The sequence below is a fragment of the Mucilaginibacter sp. P2_A5 genome (assembly GCF_056404995.1).
Window position 1 is genome coordinate 134,895 of the sequence record NZ_JBFUCY010000015.1, and the last position, 17,447, is coordinate 152,341.

At 45.5% G+C, this 17,447-nt stretch carries 17 protein-coding genes; 13 read left to right on the top strand and 4 right to left on the bottom strand.

The genetic code is table 11. The features are described 5' to 3' along the window. Positions 1 to 127 precede the first annotated feature (127 nt). From leuC to ilvA, 8 genes are all read left to right on the top strand, one after another. Entirely contained in the window at positions 128 to 1,546 is a 1,419-nt protein-coding gene (leuC, locus tag AC1DXF_RS14955) for a 3-isopropylmalate dehydratase large subunit (protein ID WP_477449526.1), read from the top strand. Positions 1,547 to 1,645: 99 nt separating this feature from the next. Next, positions 1,646 to 1,939, top strand: coding sequence for an antibiotic biosynthesis monooxygenase family protein (locus tag AC1DXF_RS14960; RefSeq protein WP_477449527.1), 294 nt, complete (start codon positions 1,646 to 1,648; stop codon positions 1,937 to 1,939). Between the two features lie 103 nt (positions 1,940 to 2,042). Beyond that, complete coding sequence (leuD, locus tag AC1DXF_RS14965; RefSeq protein ID WP_477449528.1) at positions 2,043 to 2,633, top strand: 3-isopropylmalate dehydratase small subunit; 591 nt, start codon at positions 2,043 to 2,045, stop codon at positions 2,631 to 2,633. A gap of 110 nt (positions 2,634 to 2,743) precedes the next feature. Next, positions 2,744 to 3,541: a class I SAM-dependent methyltransferase gene (locus AC1DXF_RS14970; protein ID WP_477449529.1), complete on the top strand. Its 798-nt coding sequence runs from the start codon at positions 2,744 to 2,746 to the stop codon at positions 3,539 to 3,541. A gap of 51 nt (positions 3,542 to 3,592) precedes the next feature. Further along, complete coding sequence (gene leuB / locus AC1DXF_RS14975; RefSeq protein ID WP_477449568.1) at positions 3,593 to 4,666, top strand: 3-isopropylmalate dehydrogenase; 1,074 nt, start codon at positions 3,593 to 3,595, stop codon at positions 4,664 to 4,666. 247 nt (positions 4,667 to 4,913) lie between these two features. Continuing rightward, positions 4,914 to 5,669 carry a class I SAM-dependent methyltransferase gene (locus AC1DXF_RS14980; RefSeq protein WP_477449530.1) on the top strand — a complete coding sequence of 252 codons (756 nt, stop codon included), beginning with the start codon at positions 4,914 to 4,916 and terminating at the stop codon, positions 5,667 to 5,669. Positions 5,670 to 5,836: 167 nt separating this feature from the next. Further along, on the top strand, positions 5,837 to 7,003 hold the full coding sequence (locus tag AC1DXF_RS14985) for a 2-isopropylmalate synthase (RefSeq protein ID WP_274211852.1): 1,167 nt from the start codon (positions 5,837 to 5,839) through the stop codon (positions 7,001 to 7,003). Positions 7,004 to 7,005: 2 nt separating this feature from the next. Beyond that, a complete protein-coding gene (gene ilvA, locus AC1DXF_RS14990) occupies positions 7,006 to 8,256 on the top strand; it encodes a threonine ammonia-lyase IlvA (protein ID WP_477449531.1) in 1,251 nt (416 codons plus the stop codon). 736 nt (positions 8,257 to 8,992) lie between these two features. Here the strand turns inward: ilvA and AC1DXF_RS14995 are convergent. After that, positions 8,993 to 9,193 carry a helix-turn-helix transcriptional regulator gene (locus AC1DXF_RS14995; RefSeq protein ID WP_477449532.1) on the bottom strand — a complete coding sequence of 67 codons (201 nt, stop codon included), beginning with the start codon at positions 9,191 to 9,193 and terminating at the stop codon, positions 8,993 to 8,995. Positions 9,194 to 9,201: 8 nt separating this feature from the next. Further along, complete coding sequence (locus AC1DXF_RS15000) at positions 9,202 to 9,729, bottom strand: hypothetical protein (protein WP_477449533.1); 528 nt, start codon at positions 9,727 to 9,729, stop codon at positions 9,202 to 9,204. A 249-nt stretch (positions 9,730 to 9,978) separates the two neighbouring features. On the opposite strand from AC1DXF_RS15000, the gene AC1DXF_RS15005 reads away from it, so the two are divergent. After that, entirely contained in the window at positions 9,979 to 10,764 is a 786-nt protein-coding gene (locus AC1DXF_RS15005) for a hypothetical protein (protein ID WP_477449534.1), read from the top strand. Positions 10,765 to 11,417: 653 nt separating this feature from the next. Here AC1DXF_RS15005 and AC1DXF_RS15010 read toward each other — a convergent pair. Further along, the gene (locus tag AC1DXF_RS15010; protein WP_477449535.1) at positions 11,418 to 11,771 is read right to left on the bottom strand and encodes a winged helix-turn-helix transcriptional regulator; all 354 of its coding nucleotides are present in this window, start codon (positions 11,769 to 11,771) and stop codon (positions 11,418 to 11,420) included. Positions 11,772 to 11,896: 125 nt separating this feature from the next. On the opposite strand from AC1DXF_RS15010, the gene AC1DXF_RS15015 reads away from it, so the two are divergent. The 4 genes from AC1DXF_RS15015 (at position 11,897) to AC1DXF_RS15030 (ending at position 16,750) form a co-directional block, all read left to right on the top strand. After that, positions 11,897 to 12,928, top strand: a complete 1,032-nt coding sequence (locus tag AC1DXF_RS15015; RefSeq protein ID WP_477449536.1) for an NADP-dependent oxidoreductase — start codon at positions 11,897 to 11,899, stop codon at positions 12,926 to 12,928. A gap of 103 nt (positions 12,929 to 13,031) precedes the next feature. After that, on the top strand, positions 13,032 to 13,472 hold the full coding sequence (locus tag AC1DXF_RS15020; RefSeq protein ID WP_477449537.1) for a nuclear transport factor 2 family protein: 441 nt from the start codon (positions 13,032 to 13,034) through the stop codon (positions 13,470 to 13,472). Positions 13,473 to 15,484: 2,012 nt separating this feature from the next. Continuing rightward, complete coding sequence (locus AC1DXF_RS15025; protein ID WP_477449538.1) at positions 15,485 to 15,979, top strand: hypothetical protein; 495 nt, start codon at positions 15,485 to 15,487, stop codon at positions 15,977 to 15,979. A 285-nt stretch (positions 15,980 to 16,264) separates the two neighbouring features. After that, complete coding sequence (locus AC1DXF_RS15030; RefSeq protein WP_477449539.1) at positions 16,265 to 16,750, top strand: YybH family protein; 486 nt, start codon at positions 16,265 to 16,267, stop codon at positions 16,748 to 16,750. Positions 16,751 to 16,922: 172 nt separating this feature from the next. Here the strand turns inward: AC1DXF_RS15030 and AC1DXF_RS15035 are convergent, their stop codons facing one another. Then, a complete protein-coding gene (locus AC1DXF_RS15035) occupies positions 16,923 to 17,429 on the bottom strand; it encodes a hypothetical protein (protein ID WP_477449540.1) in 507 nt (168 codons plus the stop codon). Positions 17,430 to 17,447: the final 18 nt, after the last annotated feature.

The following is a 17,447-nucleotide window of genomic DNA, read 5'->3' on the forward strand; positions in this document are numbered from 1 at the left end:
TTTTTTGACTTGCTGCTGGTACTAACTACTTGTTATAAATACCAATGCGGTATCAAAAATCAAGTTGGCCGCTTAACTGCTGCTAAGTACTTGATACTTGATACTAACTACTTGATACTATACTAAAATGGGACAAACATTATTTGATAAGATTTGGGATGCACACGTCGTCAGTAGCAACGAGGGTTTTCCTGATATCTTATATATCGACACACACTTCATTCACGAGGTAACCAGTCCGCAGGCATTTGATGGGTTGCGTGCAAGGGGTTTACCTGTTTTCAGGCCAAAACAAACCGTGGCCACTGCTGATCATAACGTTCCTACAATTAATCAGCACCTCCCCATAAAAGAAGAACTTTCGCGCTACCAGGTTGATATGCTCACCAAAAACTGTGCAGAGTTTGGTATCGAGCTTTATGGTTTAGGTCACCCTTTCCAGGGTATCGTACACGTAATAGGGCCTGAGCTGGGGATCACCCGCCCGGGTGGTACTTATGTTTGCGGCGATAGCCATACTTCAACACACGGCGCCTTTGGTGCCATAGCGTTTGGTATAGGCACCTCACAGGTTGAGCAGGTGATGGCAACCCAATGTTTGCTGCAATCGCGTCCAAAACGTATGAAGATTGAGGTTAACGGCAAGCTGCAAAACGGTGTTGGCGCAAAGGATATTATCCTGTACATCATCTCCAAAATCTCTGCCGCCGGCGGTACAGGCTATGCCGTGGAATATGCTGGTGACACCATCCGTGCATTAAGTATGGAGGGCCGCATGACCATATGTAACATGAGCATCGAAATGGGTGCCCGCTGCGGATTGATAGCCCCTGATGATACAACCATTGAATATGTAAAAGGCCGCGAATTTGCCCCTAAAGGCGAAGAGTGGGACAAAGCAGTAGCTTACTGGAAAACTTTATACTCAGATGCTGATGCAGCCTTTGATGAAGTATTATCCTTTAAAGCCGAAGATATTGAGCCAATGATCACGTACGGAACAAATCCGGGTATGGGTATTGGCGTTACACAACACGTTCCCGAAACCGCTTCGTTCGAAGCAAAAGAACAGGGATCATATAAAAAAGCCCTTGATTACATGGGCCTGCATGATGATCAGCAATTATTAGGTAAACCTATTGATTATGTTTTCATCGGCAGCTGCACCAACTCCCGCATAGAAGACCTGCGCCAGGTAGCCGAATTTGTAAAAGGCAAACACAAGGCAGATAACGTAGTGGTATGGGTAGTCCCTGGCTCCAAACAAGTACAGCAACAAGCCATCCGCGAAGGACTGGACAAGATCTTTGATGCCGCAGGCTTCCCGCTTCGCGAACCAGGCTGCAGTGCATGCCTTGGTATGAATGAGGATAAGATTCCCGCAGGTAAATATTGCGTATCTACCTCCAACCGCAACTTTGAAGGCAGGCAGGGACCAAACAGCCGCACTTTCCTGGCAAGCCCCTTAACAGCGGCTGCAAGTGCGATTACGGGGAAGGTTACGGATATAAGAACATTCCTGAAAGAAAAGGAATTGGTAAGTTAATTAACACGTCATTGCGAGGAACGAAGCAATCCCCAATATACAGAGCGGATTTGCAAATCAGGGATTGCTTCGTCCCTCGCAATGACGAAATAAAACTAAATGATACTTGAAGTTGCCATTCTAAATGTGATACCCGGGCAGGAGGATGACTTTTTAAAAGCGTTTTCACAAGCACAGGGCATCATATCAAAAATGACCGGTTACCATTCCCATCAATTGAAAAGATGCATTGAGCACACAAGCCAGTTCATTTTATTGGTAGAATGGGAAAAACTTACCGATCATACAGTGGGCTTCAGAGAATCAAAAGAATACCAGGAATGGAAAGGTTTATTGCATCATTTTTATAACCCTTTCCCTACTGTAGAACATTATACGAATATTGAAATTTAAATAAATGTCATTGCGAGCGTAGCGTGGCAATCGCGAACTATACAAAGCGACCATGCATAGTTCGCGATTGCTTCGTACCTCGCAATGACATAAAAAAAATAGCATGGCAACCAAAATATTCAAACATATACAAACCAGCGTAGTGCCTCTGCCTATCGAGAATATCGATACAGACCAGATCATCCCCGCAAGGTTTTTGAAAGCCACCACCCGCGATGGTTTTGGCAATAACTTATTCCGCGACTGGCGTTTTGACGGAGACGATAACCCTAAACAGGATTTCGTACTCAACAACCCAAACTACAGCGGTAAAATACTGGTTGCAGGCAAAAACTTTGGTTGCGGCAGTAGCAGAGAGCATGCTGCCTGGGCCATTGCCGATTATGGTTTTGATGCCGTGGTAAGCAGCTTTTTTGCCGATATTTTTAAAGGCAACGCCCTTAATAACGGCTTGCTGCCGGTACAGGTGAGCGATGAGTTTTTAAAGAAGATCTTTGATGCGGTTTATGCTGATGAGCATGCCGTGGTTGAGATTGACCTTGTTGACCAGTTCATTAAAATTGTAGCCACCGGCGAGCAGGAAACCTTTGAGGTTAACCCCTACAAAAAAGCCTGCATGACCAACGGCTACGATGATATCGACTACATCCTGAGCAAAAAGGAATTGATAGCCGAATTTGAGAGCGAGAGGTAAAAGCTGAAAGGTAAAGGGCGAAAGGTCAGAAAAAAATGACTTAATGACCTAATGACAGCAAAGCGAAATGACCATTACCAGCTGCAAAAGACTAATGAACCAGTGAACCAATGAACAAAGTAATCCAAAGAGAAGGCAAAGGCACCGCGAAGTTATTTGACGAACGTAGTTTGGCTAATGACTATGCAACGCTCGCGTCTGCGCTTACCCCTGGTTTGCGGGTTTTGGACGTGGGTTGTGGTACAGGGGCGATATCTAAAGATATAGCTGCCATAGTTGGCGATACCGGTCATGTTACGGGCATTGATAATACGGAGTTCTTTATTCAAAGCGGAAAGGAAACTTATGCGGATGTTAAAAACCTCGATCTGATTTATACCGATCTGTTTGCTTACGAACCGGAAGAGCAATTCGACCTGATTGTGGCGGCAAGGGTGTTACAGTGGCTAAACAACCCGGTGGAGGCATTAAAGAAAATGTACTCGCTTTTAAAACCGGGTGGCATGGTGTCGATATTGGATTACAACCACGAAGCATTGGAATGGCAGCCGCAACCGCCGCCAAGCATGCTGCGGTTTTATGCTACCTTTTTAAGATGGCGCGGCGATGCCGGCATGAACAACCACATAGCCGAAGACCTGCCCGGATATTTTGAAGAAGCCGGTTTTACCAACATCGCGGAGTTTAACGCCGACGAGGTTTACCAGAAAGGCGAGGAAAACTTTACCAACAAAGCAGGCATCTGGGCTAAAGTAGCCATGTCGAAACAAATGGTAGAGGAAGGCTACATTGATGACGAGCTGCGCTTGTTAGCGATAGATGAGTATACCGAATGGGTAGCCGCCGATGCCGAACGGATGGTAATGAAACTGAAAGAAATACGCGGAATGAAACCGCAAACTATATAAAATAAAAAATATTCCTCCGTTAGCTAACGGAGGTTAGGGGGCTTTATGGGAATTCAGAAACACATTTTAGTAATACCCGGCGACGGGATAGGTCCCGAGGTTACCACCTGGGGTAAAGCAGTTTTAGAGAAAATCGGTCAGGATTTTGGTCATGAGTTTACGTTCGACGAGGCCCTGATGGGTCACGCGGGTATCGAGGCTACAGGCAATCCACTGCCCGACGAAACTTTAGCAAAAGCAAAAGCCAGTGATGCCATTTTATTTGGCGCCATTGGTCACATAAAATATGATAATGATCCATCGGCCAAGGTACGCCCCGAGCAGGGATTATTAAAGATCCGTAAAGAACTCGGCTTGTATGCCAACCTGCGCCCCATCATGTTATTTGATGAGCTGCTGGATGCTTCAAGCCTGAAACCGGAAATTTTGAAAGGAACCGACATTCTTTTCTTCCGGGAACTTACTGGGGACGTTTACTTCGGCGAGAAAAAACGCAGCGAGGACCGCAATACAGCTTCCGACCTGATGATCTATTCGCGTTACGAGGTTGAGCGCATTGCCATAAAAGCATACGAAGCTGCCATGGTACGCGGTAAAAGATTATGCTCTGTTGATAAAGCCAACGTACTGGAGGCATCACGCCTGTGGCGCGAGGTGGTGCAGGACATGGCCAAAAACTATCCGGAGGTGGAAACCGAACACATGTTTATTGATAACGCCGCCATGCAACTGGTTAAAAACCCTAAAAAGTTTGATGTGGTATTAACCGCCAACCTTTTTGGTGATATTTTAACTGATGAAGCATCGCAAATTGCAGGCTCAATGGGCATGCTGGCATCGGCATCAATTGGTGATGGTACCGGCTTTTTTGAGCCTATCCACGGCTCGGCACATGATATTGCGGGGATGGATAAGGCTAACCCACTGGCATCTATATTATCCGTAGCTTTGATGTTAGAAATCAGCTTCGGCCTTAAAGACGAAGCTAAACTAATCACATCGGCCATCGATAAAACGCTGAAAGAAGGCTACCGCACCGGCGATATTGCCGATGCAAAAACCGATAAGAGCAAAATTTTAGGCACCAAAGCAATGGGGCAAAAAGTGCTGGAGTATTTAGGTTAAACGCAAAAGGTTAAAGGCGAAAGGTAAAAAACTAATCAGTCAATGACTTAATGACCCAATGACGGCGAAGCAAATGACCCGATGACGGCGAAGCAAATGACCCGATGACGGCGAAGCAAATGACCCGATGACGGCGAAGCAAATGACCCGATGACGGCGAAGCAAATGACCCAATGACGGTGAAGCGAAATGACCCAATGACAGCGAAGCGAAATGACTAATGACGCGAAGCATAATGACTAATAATATGAAGTGGAACGCTGATTTATACGACCAGAAACATGCCTTTGTATTTCAATACGGGGAGGATGTTTTGGCTTTGCTGGATGTTAAACCCGGCGAACATATCCTGGATATTGGTTGTGGCACCGGCCACCTAACCAAACAGATACAGGATAAAGGCGCGATAGTAAAAGGTACCGACAATTCGCCTGATATGATAGCGCAGGCTAAAAACCTGTTCCCGGATGTAGATTTCGCGGTAGAGAATGCCGCCGATTTTTATACTGAACAAAAGTATGATGCCGTATTCAGCAACGCTGCCCTGCACTGGGTATTGGATGCCAATGGTGCCATAAAAAGCATTTACGAGGCCCTAAAGCCCGGCGGCCGCTTTGTGGCCGAAATGGGCGGCAAAGGCAACGTTGCCAAATTGTTGGAAGCTATCCGGTTGGTACTGCAAAATCATGACTATCATGACCAGGCCGAAACCAAAGTTTGGTTTTTCCCGTCGACTGCCGAATACGCCAGGTTGCTCGAAAACCACGGTTTCCGTGTAACCTTCACCGCCCATTACGACCGTAAAACGCCATTACAAGACGGCGACCAGGGCGTAGCCAAATGGGTAACCATGTTTGGTGCTCAGTTTTTAGAAGGCATAGCAGAAGAAGAAAAAGAAGAGATCCTGGCTGAGATCACCAAAAAACTGGAACCATACTATAACGAAGGCGGCCAATGGTACGCCGATTATAAACGGCTTCGTTTTGTCGCTATCAAAGAGTAGCAAGTAGTTAGTATCAAGTATCAAGACTTTTAATTGATCCTTGAATTAACGATATTTATAGATTAATTAAACACACGAAGAGGTAGTTATATAGGCACACGGAGCAAAAAATCTTGATACTTGCTACTATGTACTAACAATAACTACTTACTACTAAAAAGAAAGATATGTTACACGATCCCAACCGCGTTTATGTTTTTGATACCACGCTTCGCGATGGCGAGCAGGTACCAGGCTGCCAGTTAACCACTCCCGAAAAGATTGAGATAGCTAAAGAACTGGAACTACTGGGCGTGGATATTATTGAGGCCGGTTTCCCGGTTTCAAGTCCGGGAGATTTTCAGAGTGTTGTCGAGATTTCGAAGGCAGTAACCAACCCTACGGTTTGCGCGCTTACCCGTGCCAACAAGGGCGATATTGATGCCGCTATCGAATCGTTAAAATATGCCAAACATCCGCGTATCCATACCGGTATCGGCTCGTCGGATATGCACATCAAGCATAAATTCAACAGCACCCGCGAGGAGATATTGGAGCGTGCCGTTGAAGCCGTAAAATATGCCAAACGCGCGGTAGAAGATATTGAGTTTTACGCCGAGGATGCCGGCCGTGCCGATGTGGTGTACCTGGCCCAAATGGTTGAGGCTGTTATTGCTGCCGGTGCTACCGTGGTAAACATCCCCGATACCAATGGCTATTGCCTGCCCGATCAGTATGGCGCCAAGATCAAATTTTTGAAGGAAAACGTTAAAAATATCGATAAAGCCATTATCTCGGTACATTGCCATAACGACCTTGGTTTGGCTACCGCCAACTCCATAGCCGGCCTGCAAAACGGTGCCCGCCAGATAGAAGGCACCATCAACGGCATTGGCGAACGCGCGGGCAATACTTCTATCGAAGAAGTGGTCATGATATTGAAAGTGCACCAGGTTTTGGGCTTGAAAACCAATATCGATTCTAAACGGTTTTATGAACTAAGCCAGATGATCCGTACGCAAATGCGCATGCCGGTACAGCCCAATAAGGCTATTGTAGGCAGCAATGCGTTTGCGCACAGCTCGGGCATTCACCAGGATGGATTCCTGAAAATGCGCGAAAATTACGAGATCATTCGCCCTGAAGATGTAGGCTTTCCGAGCGCCACAATAGTGCTAACCGCGCGTAGCGGCAGGCATGCTCTGAAGTTCCACCTGGAACGCCTTGGCTTTAGTTTGGATAAAGAGGAACTTGCCCAGGTATACAACAAGTTTTTAACGCTTGCCGATGTCAAGCTTGATATAAATGACGAAGACCTGCAGGGCTTAATGGCCCACAGGCTGGTAAAAAATTAATAATGGAAACCGAAACCAAAAACCTGCTCGATTTCGATTCGGCTTACGAACGATTGAAAGGGGTTGTTAAACGCACTCCACTGGAGTATAACGCCGGCTTATCGGCCAAATACGAGTGCGAACTATATTTAAAACGCGAAGACCTTCAAATAGTACGCTCCTACAAACTGCGCGGCGCTTACAACATGATAAGCCAGCTAACGCAGGACGAGCTTGACCGCGGCGTAGTTTGCGCCAGCGCGGGCAACCATGCGCAGGGCGTAGCCTTTAGCTGCAGCCGCCTGGGCACCAAAGGCGTAATTTTTATGCCCGAAATTACCCCCAAGCAAAAAGTTACCCAAACCGAAATGCATGGCAAGGGCAATATCGAGATCATTTTAACCGGCGATACCTTTGACGATTGCCTGCGCGAGGCTTTGATATACACCGAAGCCCACCAGATGACTTTTATCCCGCCTTTTGATAATTACCGCATCATTGAAGGCCAGGGAACAGTAGGGGTAGAGATACTGCAGGATCTGCCCGGTATCGAAGCCATCATTATGCCCATAGGCGGTGGCGGCTTAGCGGCCGGCACAGGCACCTACCTTAAGCAACATGTGCCGGGCATTTACCTGGCAGGGGTGGAGCCCGAAGGCGCCCCATCTATGCTGGAAGCCTTTGAACACGGAGGCCCGACTACCTTAAAAGAGATTAACCGCTTTGTTGATGGCGCCGCTGTAAAATGCGTAGGCAAGCTCACCTACAACCTTTGCCAGCAAGTGTTAGACGATATGTTGCTGGTACCCGAAGGCAAAGTGTGCACCACCATACTCAAGCTATACAATGAAGACGCCATTGTGGTGGAACCAGCCGGTGCCCTATCTGTAGCCGTGCTGGACGCCTGCAAGGATAAAATAAAAGGCAAAAAAGTAGTTTGCGTTATCAGCGGCGGCAACAACGATATTGCCCGTATGCAGGAGATCAAAGAAAAATCCCTCCTGTACGAAGGTTTGAAGCACTACTTCATTGTTCGTTTCCCGCAACGCCCGGGAGCCTTGAAGCTGTTTGTGAACAACGTTTTAGGCCCTCATGATGATATTACCCGTTTCGAGTTCATCAAAAAAACCGAAAAGGAAAACGGCCCCGCCCTGGTAGGCATCGAACTAAAAACCGCCAGCGACTACCCCGCCCTGCTCAACCGCATGGCCGCCCACCGTTTCGACGTTATCGAGCTGAATAAGGACCAAACGTTGTTTGAGTATTTGGTGTAGGTGAAAGGTGAAAGGTGAAAGGTGAAAGGTGAAAGGTGAAAGGTGAAAGGTGAAAGGTGAAAGGTGAAAGGTGAAAGGTGAAAGGTGAAAGGTGAAAGGTGAAAAGGGCCGGTGTCATGCTGAGCCTGTCGAAGCGCGCGGGCAAAGGCCTGGCCGCCATGCCAATCTCACCATGTCATTGCGAGGCACGAAGCAATCGCGAACTATGCAGAACGTAGCACATCGGTAACCCAAAATATCAAAGCCTCCCGAAGCCCAAAACTCCGGGAGGCTTTTTGTTTCCGGCCCCACCATCCCCGCCACACCGTTCCACCGGAACGGGTGAAACGCATGGAACGGGTGGAACACCTTCATCGTTCATTGTCAATTAGTTAAGGTTTTGCTAAAATAGGCAGTGGAACACCTTTGTATCTCATTATCAATTATTTAAACAAATCTAAAAGATGGCATTTTTTTCTTAAAAGCGGCTTTCTGTCTTACTACTTGATACTAACTACTTGCTACTAATCGCAGCTGTCTTAATTCTTGATTCTCATCTCTTGACTCTTTTCAGGGCGTTTCCTGCGGGCCGGGTTTTTCGCTCATACGCGCACACGGCCTTAGGCGCGGGGCGGGTATCCGCTGCACCCCCTAACGCGAAATTTGGGTAAATGTCAGTTTTTGCGTTTTACAATAGCATCGTGATTTGCATGTGGGACGCCCGGCACGTGTGCACCGGCAGCGGAATCAAAATAGCTTAATCAGACGTTTCCAACGTAAAAATATCCTCCACTTTTACATTAAAAAAATGCGCGATTTTTAAAGCAATAACCGTAGATGGGATGTAAACGTTTTTTTCTATTGAATACACTGTCTGGCGGGAAACGTTCAATATCTTAGCCAGTTCATCTTGTGTTATATTAACCTTAGCCCGTTCAACCTTAATCGTATTTTTCATTGCGTGTATCAGTTAAAAAGCAAATACCCTACTACAAGCAACAAGATGATTATATAGACGATAAAAAATATTTTGTTACGTCTTATATTAACAACAACAGTTTGATTACTTCTAATCCACAATGGGTCAAAGTATAGGCCGATATTGAATAATAATAAATAAAGTGAAAGACCTATCAAAATGATCAGGGGCAAATCGGTTGATAAGCTTAAAATCACGTTTGAATTAACTATGCCTACAAAACTTAAGGCGATGAGCAGGGATATCACAATCCCAAACCCAAATTGAAACACCTTGCCTCTTATCACTTTAACACGGTCATCATCAATTTTTTCTTTGCTAAAAGCAATTATGAACAAACCGAATAGTGTCAATAAGAGAGATAATTGCAAATGCTGTGCAACATTCAGGCTTTTTATAATAATAAACGGGCTAATGTTCTCCAGGATCATCAGTATCAGCGCGGTTGCTGATAGTATAATACCCGCAATTTTAGCCTTGTAAGACTGTTGAGGAAATAATGTAAAATTATTCATAAGTTTTTAATTATTACGCAATATAAGTAAACTTTACAAAATGACAAGTAAACTTATGATTATATTTAAAAAACATCATTTAAAACATAGTTATATATATTGACATATAAAGTATGTTTAATAGGATAATTAATATACTTAAATTATTACTTAATATTATTAATCAATAATTTAAGTATATTTGAGCAGAGGCCAATGTTATACTGGCGTTGGTTATATATTATTAATACATTCTAAACCTGAAAAAAAATGAAAAAAATTATCCTTTCTTTGGCATTACTATTACTTTCAGCGACAATCTGGATATCCTGTAAAAAGAACGCGGCAGATCCATCTGCAGGCTCGCAGGCAACGCAGGGTTTAAAAATTGAAGACATTGGCGCGTGGCACAACAAAGCCCTTGATCTTCTTTCGCAACAACAATCAACCCTTAAAATTAATGCTGCTGGTTTGGCAGTTAAACCAACTTTTAATGAAGTAAGAGAAAAACTGATCACTTCGTTAGTTAAAGAAAATCCGGGAATATTTAACGAAATTGAGATCAGGCGATCTTTAAAAACGCTTGACGCTTCAAAAAACGCTAACACTATCCATTCCTGGAATAAAATGGACGGTTTAGATAAACTAACTTCTATTATCGAAACACTGAAGGGAAGGAATGATATAAGTGAAAAATTAGCATCTGCGCTGGAGGATATTCATAGGCAAACAAAATCGGGCGTCGACGGTGAAAAAATATTGGCTGCCGTAAATCAGTTAAAAACCACCAGTTTCACCGAAAAAGACAGAAAATTTGCAGATGCTTTTGCTGTTGTTTACAACTCATCATACAGCTATTGGAATAGCCCATCGCAAACAACCAATAGTTTAAAGGTAAATAATGTAGCCGCCCCGAGCGGTTGCAACCAGGTTATCATTGTGGCAGACGCGGCAGGCGCATTATATGGAATGATAACCGGCCCTATTTCGTCTGTATTGGAAGCGGCTGCGTTCTCGTTTCTTGCCTCTATCAATCCCCCGTGCGAAGCGAGCTAATCAATTCATTATATTTCTAACAAAAAAAAGATCAATTTTGGTCGTTTTTTTTGTTTAATAGCCCTGTGCTACAAATGTTTTGCTCGGATGGAGCAACCTGTCAATTCCTTATTTTAACCCTTTTAGCGCAAGTGTTGAGCGGTCGCCCGGTGCGCGGATGACTTGTGACTTGTTTATAAAAAAGTCACTGACACATAATCGATCACAAGTCATCTGCCCGCTGCCCTTTACGCAAGACTTGCGCTAAATTGGGGACTTGTAAATGTGTCATTATAAGGCACGAAGCAATCGCGAACTATGCAGAACGTAGCACATCGGTAACCCAAAATATCAAAGCCTCCCGAAGCCAAAAACTCCGGGAGGTTTTTTGTTTGCCCCAAAGTCATGCCGAACTTGTTTCGGCACCCCACAGGACAGGTAAGCTACACGTAAATCATCAGCTGTCTCCTTGGGGTCTCTCGTAGAGGACCCTGAGGTGTCCCGATCATATCGCATAAACGCAGCTTGGGGATTGCAACTGGCTTTGTACACCGCAGGGTCCTCGTTGAGAGACCCCACGGGGACAGATTTTTTTGTTTAATAGCCCTGTGCTACAAATGTTTTGCTCGGATGGAGCAACCTGTCAATTCCTTATTTTAAACTGTTATTAGCATCTATTGGTTAATCGCCGATTCGTTATCCAATTGTTTCTTGCCCCAAATGTGAAGATGTTCAATAAACGGAATTAATTCCTGCCCTGTATCACTCAATGAATATTCTACCTTGGGCGGCACTTCGTGGTACATTTTTCGCACTATTAATTTATCCTCTTCCAACTCCCTTAAAGTTTGGGTAAGCATTTTAGTAGTAATGTCGGGCAAGGTCCGGCTCAATTCGCCATAACGCAGTACTGTTTTCAAGCTCAAATGCCACAAGATCCGTCCTTTATATTTTCCGCCAATGCGCTTGAAAGCATATTCAACGCCGCAATTCTGTATACATTCAGGGATTTCTGCTTTATTTTTCATTTTATTTATTCATAAATAACTGATATTCAACATTACAAACTTTTTAGTATGTAAGATACAAATAAGTACATACTTGCCAAATGTAAACATTGCGTTTAAGTTTGCAGCTCATTAATAAGTAAAAAATGGACTTAAATTCAAAAGATAAAATGGCAGTAATGAAGGCGATCAGGCAGCATGAGTTCGGGGGCCCTGAAGTGCTGCATTATGAGGATGCGCCGATTCCCGAACTTAAGCCGGGAGAAGTACGCGTTCGGGTTCATGCAGTCGGTCTCAATCCGCCCGACTGGTATCTGCGCGACGGATATAAAATGCTGCCGCCTGAGTGGCAGCCAAAAGTTCCCTTTCCCATAATTCTGGGGACAGACATTTCGGGCGTCATCGAGGCGGTCGCCGACGATATTAAGGACTTCGCCATCGGTGATGAGGTGTATTCGATGGTTCGCTTTCCCAGCTATGGGCCCAGCCAGGCTTATGCCGAATACGTTACCGCGCCTGCATCAGAAGTTGCGCTTAAGCCGGCCGGCATCAATCACATACATGCCGCGGCGGCGCCAATGTCATTGCTCACCGCATGGCAGTTCATGATTGACGTAGGCCACAACGTACAGAATCCGCTTCAACCGAACAAGCATGAGCCGGTGCCGCTCGAAGGCAAAACGGTGCTCATTAACGGTGCCGCGGGTGGTGTTGGGCACTTTGCAGTGCAACTGGCAAAATGGAAGGGTGCGCACGTAATCGCTGTAGCATCGGGTAAGCATGAAGCGTTCCTGCGAGGTCTCGGCGCCGACGAATTCATCGATTATACCAGCACCACTCCCGAGGATGTTGTGCATGACGTTGACCTGGTCATCGATAGTGTTGGCGGGCCAACCACCGGCCGTTTTTTGCGCACATTGAAACGCGGCGGAGCTTTATTCCCGGTGTTCCCTTTAGGCTTTTCGGGTACAGAGGAAGCCGCGAAGCTGGGCATAACGGTGTCGGCCACCCAGGTACGCTCGAGCGGCGCACAGTTAGCTGAACTTGCCCGATTACTCGATGATGGGACTGTTCGTGTCGCCATTGACAGCACGTTTCCGCTCGCGGATGCTCAAAAGGCGCACGAAAGAGCTGCCCACGGAAGCATTCAAGGCAAGATAGTGCTTACTGTAGTTTAAGCACTAAAGCCGGAACGCAACAAGCATTTTAAAGTTCATAGTCATTTATATACCAGGAGGCTGCCTCAATAGGAGACGACTTCTTTAAAAAAAAACAACAATTATGAATATTAAGGAATTGGAAGACAGGATTTTGCTCAGAGAGCTTGTTGATAACGTTTCTATTCTTGGCGATAGAAAAGATTTTAAAGCACAGGTGCAGCAGTTTTCTGAAAATGCAGTGTCGGAAACTTTTGCCGGGGATACAGCTATTTTAAAACTGAAAGGCCGGAAAGAAATGGCGGAAGCGTTTGGTAGTTTTCTTAAAGATGTTGAAATAATCCACCATTTTAACGGTCAGCAGGTGGTGAATATCGACGGCAATAGCGCCACCGGAACGTGTTATTGTTTGATTACATTAATCGGTACCGAGCACGGTAAAAAAATGAAGACCAGTATAAGTGCTATTTACCACGACCATTATGTGCGTGAAAACAAGCGTTGGCTAATCGCTAACCGAACAGGAAATTTCGAGTGGCAGGAAAAAAGCGAAATCAATCTATAAACAAGGCTGCTGTGGCATTAATCAGTCTTGCTACTTGCTACTAATCGCAGCTGTCTTAATTCTTGATTCTCATCTCTTGACTCTTTTCAGAGCGTTCCCTGCGGGCCGGGTTTTCCGCTCATACTGCACAGGCCTTAGGCGCGAGGCAGGTATCCGCTACACCCCCTAACGCGAAATTGCGAGTAAATGTGAGCATAGTGTTTTCGAATAGCGTCGTGATTTGCATACGGGCGCACAGGCCTGGAGGCCTGCGGCAGCGGGAAGCAGAACGTAGCACATCGGTAACCCAAAATACCAAAGCCTCCCGAGGCCCAAAACTCCGGGAGGTTTTTTGTTTACCCCAAAGTCATGCCGAACTTGTTTCGGCACCCCACGGGACAGGTAAGCTACACGTAAATCATCAGCTGTCTCCTTGGGGTCTCTCGTAGAGGACCCTGAGGTGTCCCGATCATATCGCATAAACGCAGCTTGGGATTGCAACTGGCTTTGTACACCGCAGGGTCCTCGTTGAGAGACCCCGCGGGGACAGAAAACGCAGCTTGGGGATTGCAACTGGCTTTGTACACCGCAGGGTCCTCGTTGAGAGACCCCACGGGGACAGAATGGCGCACAATATATGTGCACACTTTAGCGCAAGTCTTGAGCAGTCATCCGCCCGCCCGCATTTTATTGGAGTTCCTCCTGTTGTTTGGTTTATCGCATGCAATATGCCCTCACAACTTCGAATTAACATGCTTCTTTCCGCACGATAAACGAAATGTCGTCGCTTCCCTAAATCTGTCAGCAGAGCAGCTTCGGGCGAAAACGGCCAAAACGATGCGGGGCTGTGCGGCTGCAGGGCATAGGGAGTTTTTGCGGTAGGGGCAATGTGGGCGAGGGCAAAATAATCCCCTGCTACCGCAAGGTCTTTTCGCTGCCGCAAGGCTCCAGCCTTGTGGCCCGCTGATAGGTAAACGCCATGCTAAGTAATGAATATGCAATGCCCGGATGCTTAATTTCATCCGAGTGTTTTTGTATACCCACAGTCTGCGTTAGGGGTAGTAGCGGATACCGGCCCACGCCTAAGGCCTGTGTAGTATGAGCGGATGACCCGGCCCCAACTTCTACCGGTTGGGGAAACGCCTGGGGAAAAGAGTCAAGAGATTAGAATCAAGAGTTAAGACTTTTGGTGTAACGGCTGGGCGAGCTGCTGATGGATACGTAATATATATGTGCCGTACCTACGGCACTCTTTTGCCTGCTGTTTATTTTACCACGGGTTAAAACCCATGGCTACAACACTGGCCGAACCTATGGTTCTTTTTTATTGGCGGTTTTATTTAAGAACAGAGTTGAATTGCACCTGATTTAACTCATATGTCTATGATAAAAAATAGCCTCTCGTTTTCCGTGAAGTGTCAGCAGAGCAGCTTCGGGCGAAAACGGCCAAAACGATGGTGGCCAGTGCGGTTGCAGGGCATAGGAAGTTTTTGCAGCGGGGGGGGGTGAGCTCCGGGGCAAAATAATTCCAGCCCAGGTTTTGGCCGTTTTGCAGGGCAAAGGCCCGTGCGGCAAAGAAGCCTTTCTGCTGACTTGATTTTTTGGTTACTTTTGTATCAAGACAAAAGTAACAGCCCTCCCGCGGCAATTGAGCGGGCCGATGTTGTCGATTACAACTAAATAATGTAAAAAAAACGCGGCTAACATATCGGCCCAACCTAAGGTTCTCTTTCATAACGCTGGCCCATTCTACTTCGAACTAATATAACGGCCAGGGAAATCCCGTTTTAGTCTTTTACCTCATGTAATAGCTTTTTAATACTGAGGTGGGTAGCCCCTGCGGGGCATAAAAGAATTTCGGATAGATTTTGCTACAAACAGGTAGCCTCTACGAGGCAGTTTTTCATAGATACTATCATAAATACTAATAAAAGGTGCCTGGCTCACCCAACGGCAGTCTCTTTAATCTATAACCAACTTATTGCTTATCTTGGCAAATATCAATCATCATTTTGCACCAACCTTATTCAACCATGGCCAGCCCCTATCAATTAGAAAAATACCTGTTCACAGATGCCGACTTTGATACCATGAACTGGCACGACTGCCATATCCATTCCTTCTGTTTCAACGACGACTACGAATTATTGCTGGATATCGACTATATGTTTGAATGGGTAAAACCCAAAAAGGGAAGCAAATATTATAAGTTTTGGATTGCTCCCTGCACCTTACTATTCGAAAACGTTCGGCAGGTTGAGTTTGAATTAGAAGGCCAACAACCTATCATAGATTTTATCCAAAGGGAAAACCCACAGGCAACAGTAGCCGCGGAATACCTGGGCAAGGAATTTGAATATGATTGGGATATGGTGATGATTAACGGAGAAATAACCTTCAAGTCGGCAGGCTTTAAGCAATATGTAAGGCAGGCGCCAGTCCTCATTCGCGGGCAAAAACTTGAGCTGGAAACCAGGGGAGGGATTTGCTTTGACAGGTTATCCGTTCTGGAAAAGAACCGGGAGTGAAGAATAAAGCGAGGGCACTTAACTTTATATTGTTTATTTGAAGTGGCAGATTAATTTAAATTATTGTTGCATAACTTAAAATAGAGCGTTAAATTTATATCAATCGCCGTTGAAAAATATAGGAGTAAAACAGAGAGTAGCGCAAATAATTATTCATCAGCTCGCTGATAAACAATTATTTGCCGAAAGGGGGGAATAGTTTTGCCATGTGGATAAAAGCCGGCGCAGACGCTTTAACCGGCGGATAAATGGATAACATTTCTTATTTTTATTAAGGCTAAACCAATGATGGATATTAAAGCACCGCGTTCCCTTATTTTTATCTTCCTGATACTTTATGGCTGTTCATCGCCCCAAAGCAATAATGTAACCGCTGATAAAGCTGCGCTGCAAAAAACCAAAATGGCCATGAGCGCCGCTTTTGCCCGCGGCGATGTGGCAGCGATAGTGGCGCTGCACCATCCGGATGTTGTTAAGTACTTTGGCGGCGACAATGTAGTTACCGGCCGGGCGGCATTGGCTAAACAATTAACGGCAATGTTTCATGCATCAAAAATAGAGCTTATTAAAAACCAAATTGAAAGCACGGAATTTAATGGTAATACAGCGATTGAAACCTGTATTTTTGCTTTCAGAGTAACCCCGGTTAATGGCGGAAAATCATCAATTGCCCGCGGCAGGTCGATGACTGTTTTCGCGAAGTATAAAGACAGCCCGTACGGATGGGTCTCTTTACGGGAGATGACCCAGGCTGCTCCCGCCGACCGATGAATAAACAATAGCAATGGAGTGCCGTGGGCACGGCGCATGTTAACCGGCAGGCATCATTACGACAACGGAATCGAACATAAGTTTGCAGCCCACCCCCTTGTATAAGAGTTGCGCTAAAATTGGAGGCAATAGGATACAACCAAAACCTATTATATTGGACATCCTGAATCAGCTATTCTAAATCAAGAAGCGGGTCATCTTTGCAAGCATCCAGTTTTCGCTTGCTCAGCCTGTCGTACAATGTGGTTTTCCGGTAGGTAATGCCGTTAAAGAACAGGCTTTTGGCAGTGTCGGGGAGTTGTACAGTTATGGTGTTAAGTGATCCCTTCTTTACTTTATATTCAAGCATAATTTTTCCGGAATCGGCAACCCGCCATTTTCCTTTGTGTACACGTATACCCGGTTCTGATTCAAAAATCAGCGAGTCGTGCCCTTTGGGAAAACTTTGTGTAGACTGAAGGACATAAAAGCGATTTTTGTTATCAAAACAAAGCGTTTGGAAATTAGCATACCTAACTATTGTGTCTATTTCGGGCATACCAGATTTCGGGCTTAACCATTTAACATGTTCGGGAATCCAATAGCCCTCAACAAATACTGATGCCTTACCGGCCTTGTTGCCAGTTGAATGACACGAAAAAAAGACGGTTAACGCCAAAATTAAAATTATAGCTCTCATTGGCTTTATATGTTAGTT

Coding starts and splice junctions, on each gene's coding strand:
- leuC (WP_477449526.1), top strand. CDS start 128: ATGGGACAAACATTATTTGATAAGATTTGGGATGCACACGTCGTCAGT.
- AC1DXF_RS14960 (WP_477449527.1), top strand. CDS start 1,646: ATGATACTTGAAGTTGCCATTCTAAATGTGATACCCGGGCAGGAGGAT.
- leuD (WP_477449528.1), top strand. CDS start 2,043: ATGGCAACCAAAATATTCAAACATATACAAACCAGCGTAGTGCCTCTG.
- AC1DXF_RS14970 (WP_477449529.1), top strand. CDS start 2,744: ATGAACAAAGTAATCCAAAGAGAAGGCAAAGGCACCGCGAAGTTATTT.
- AC1DXF_RS14980 (WP_477449530.1), top strand. CDS start 4,914: ATGAAGTGGAACGCTGATTTATACGACCAGAAACATGCCTTTGTATTT.
- AC1DXF_RS14985 (WP_274211852.1), top strand. CDS start 5,837: ATGTTACACGATCCCAACCGCGTTTATGTTTTTGATACCACGCTTCGC.
- ilvA (WP_477449531.1), top strand. CDS start 7,006: ATGGAAACCGAAACCAAAAACCTGCTCGATTTCGATTCGGCTTACGAA.
- AC1DXF_RS14995 (WP_477449532.1), bottom strand. CDS start 9,193: ATGAAAAATACGATTAAGGTTGAACGGGCTAAGGTTAATATAACACAA.
- AC1DXF_RS15000 (WP_477449533.1), bottom strand. CDS start 9,729: ATGAATAATTTTACATTATTTCCTCAACAGTCTTACAAGGCTAAAATT.
- AC1DXF_RS15005 (WP_477449534.1), top strand. CDS start 9,979: ATGAAAAAAATTATCCTTTCTTTGGCATTACTATTACTTTCAGCGACA.
- AC1DXF_RS15010 (WP_477449535.1), bottom strand. CDS start 11,771: ATGAAAAATAAAGCAGAAATCCCTGAATGTATACAGAATTGCGGCGTT.
- AC1DXF_RS15015 (WP_477449536.1), top strand. CDS start 11,897: ATGGACTTAAATTCAAAAGATAAAATGGCAGTAATGAAGGCGATCAGG.
- AC1DXF_RS15020 (WP_477449537.1), top strand. CDS start 13,032: ATGAATATTAAGGAATTGGAAGACAGGATTTTGCTCAGAGAGCTTGTT.
- AC1DXF_RS15025 (WP_477449538.1), top strand. CDS start 15,485: ATGGCCAGCCCCTATCAATTAGAAAAATACCTGTTCACAGATGCCGAC.
- AC1DXF_RS15030 (WP_477449539.1), top strand. CDS start 16,265: ATGATGGATATTAAAGCACCGCGTTCCCTTATTTTTATCTTCCTGATA.
- AC1DXF_RS15035 (WP_477449540.1), bottom strand. CDS start 17,429: ATGAGAGCTATAATTTTAATTTTGGCGTTAACCGTCTTTTTTTCGTGT.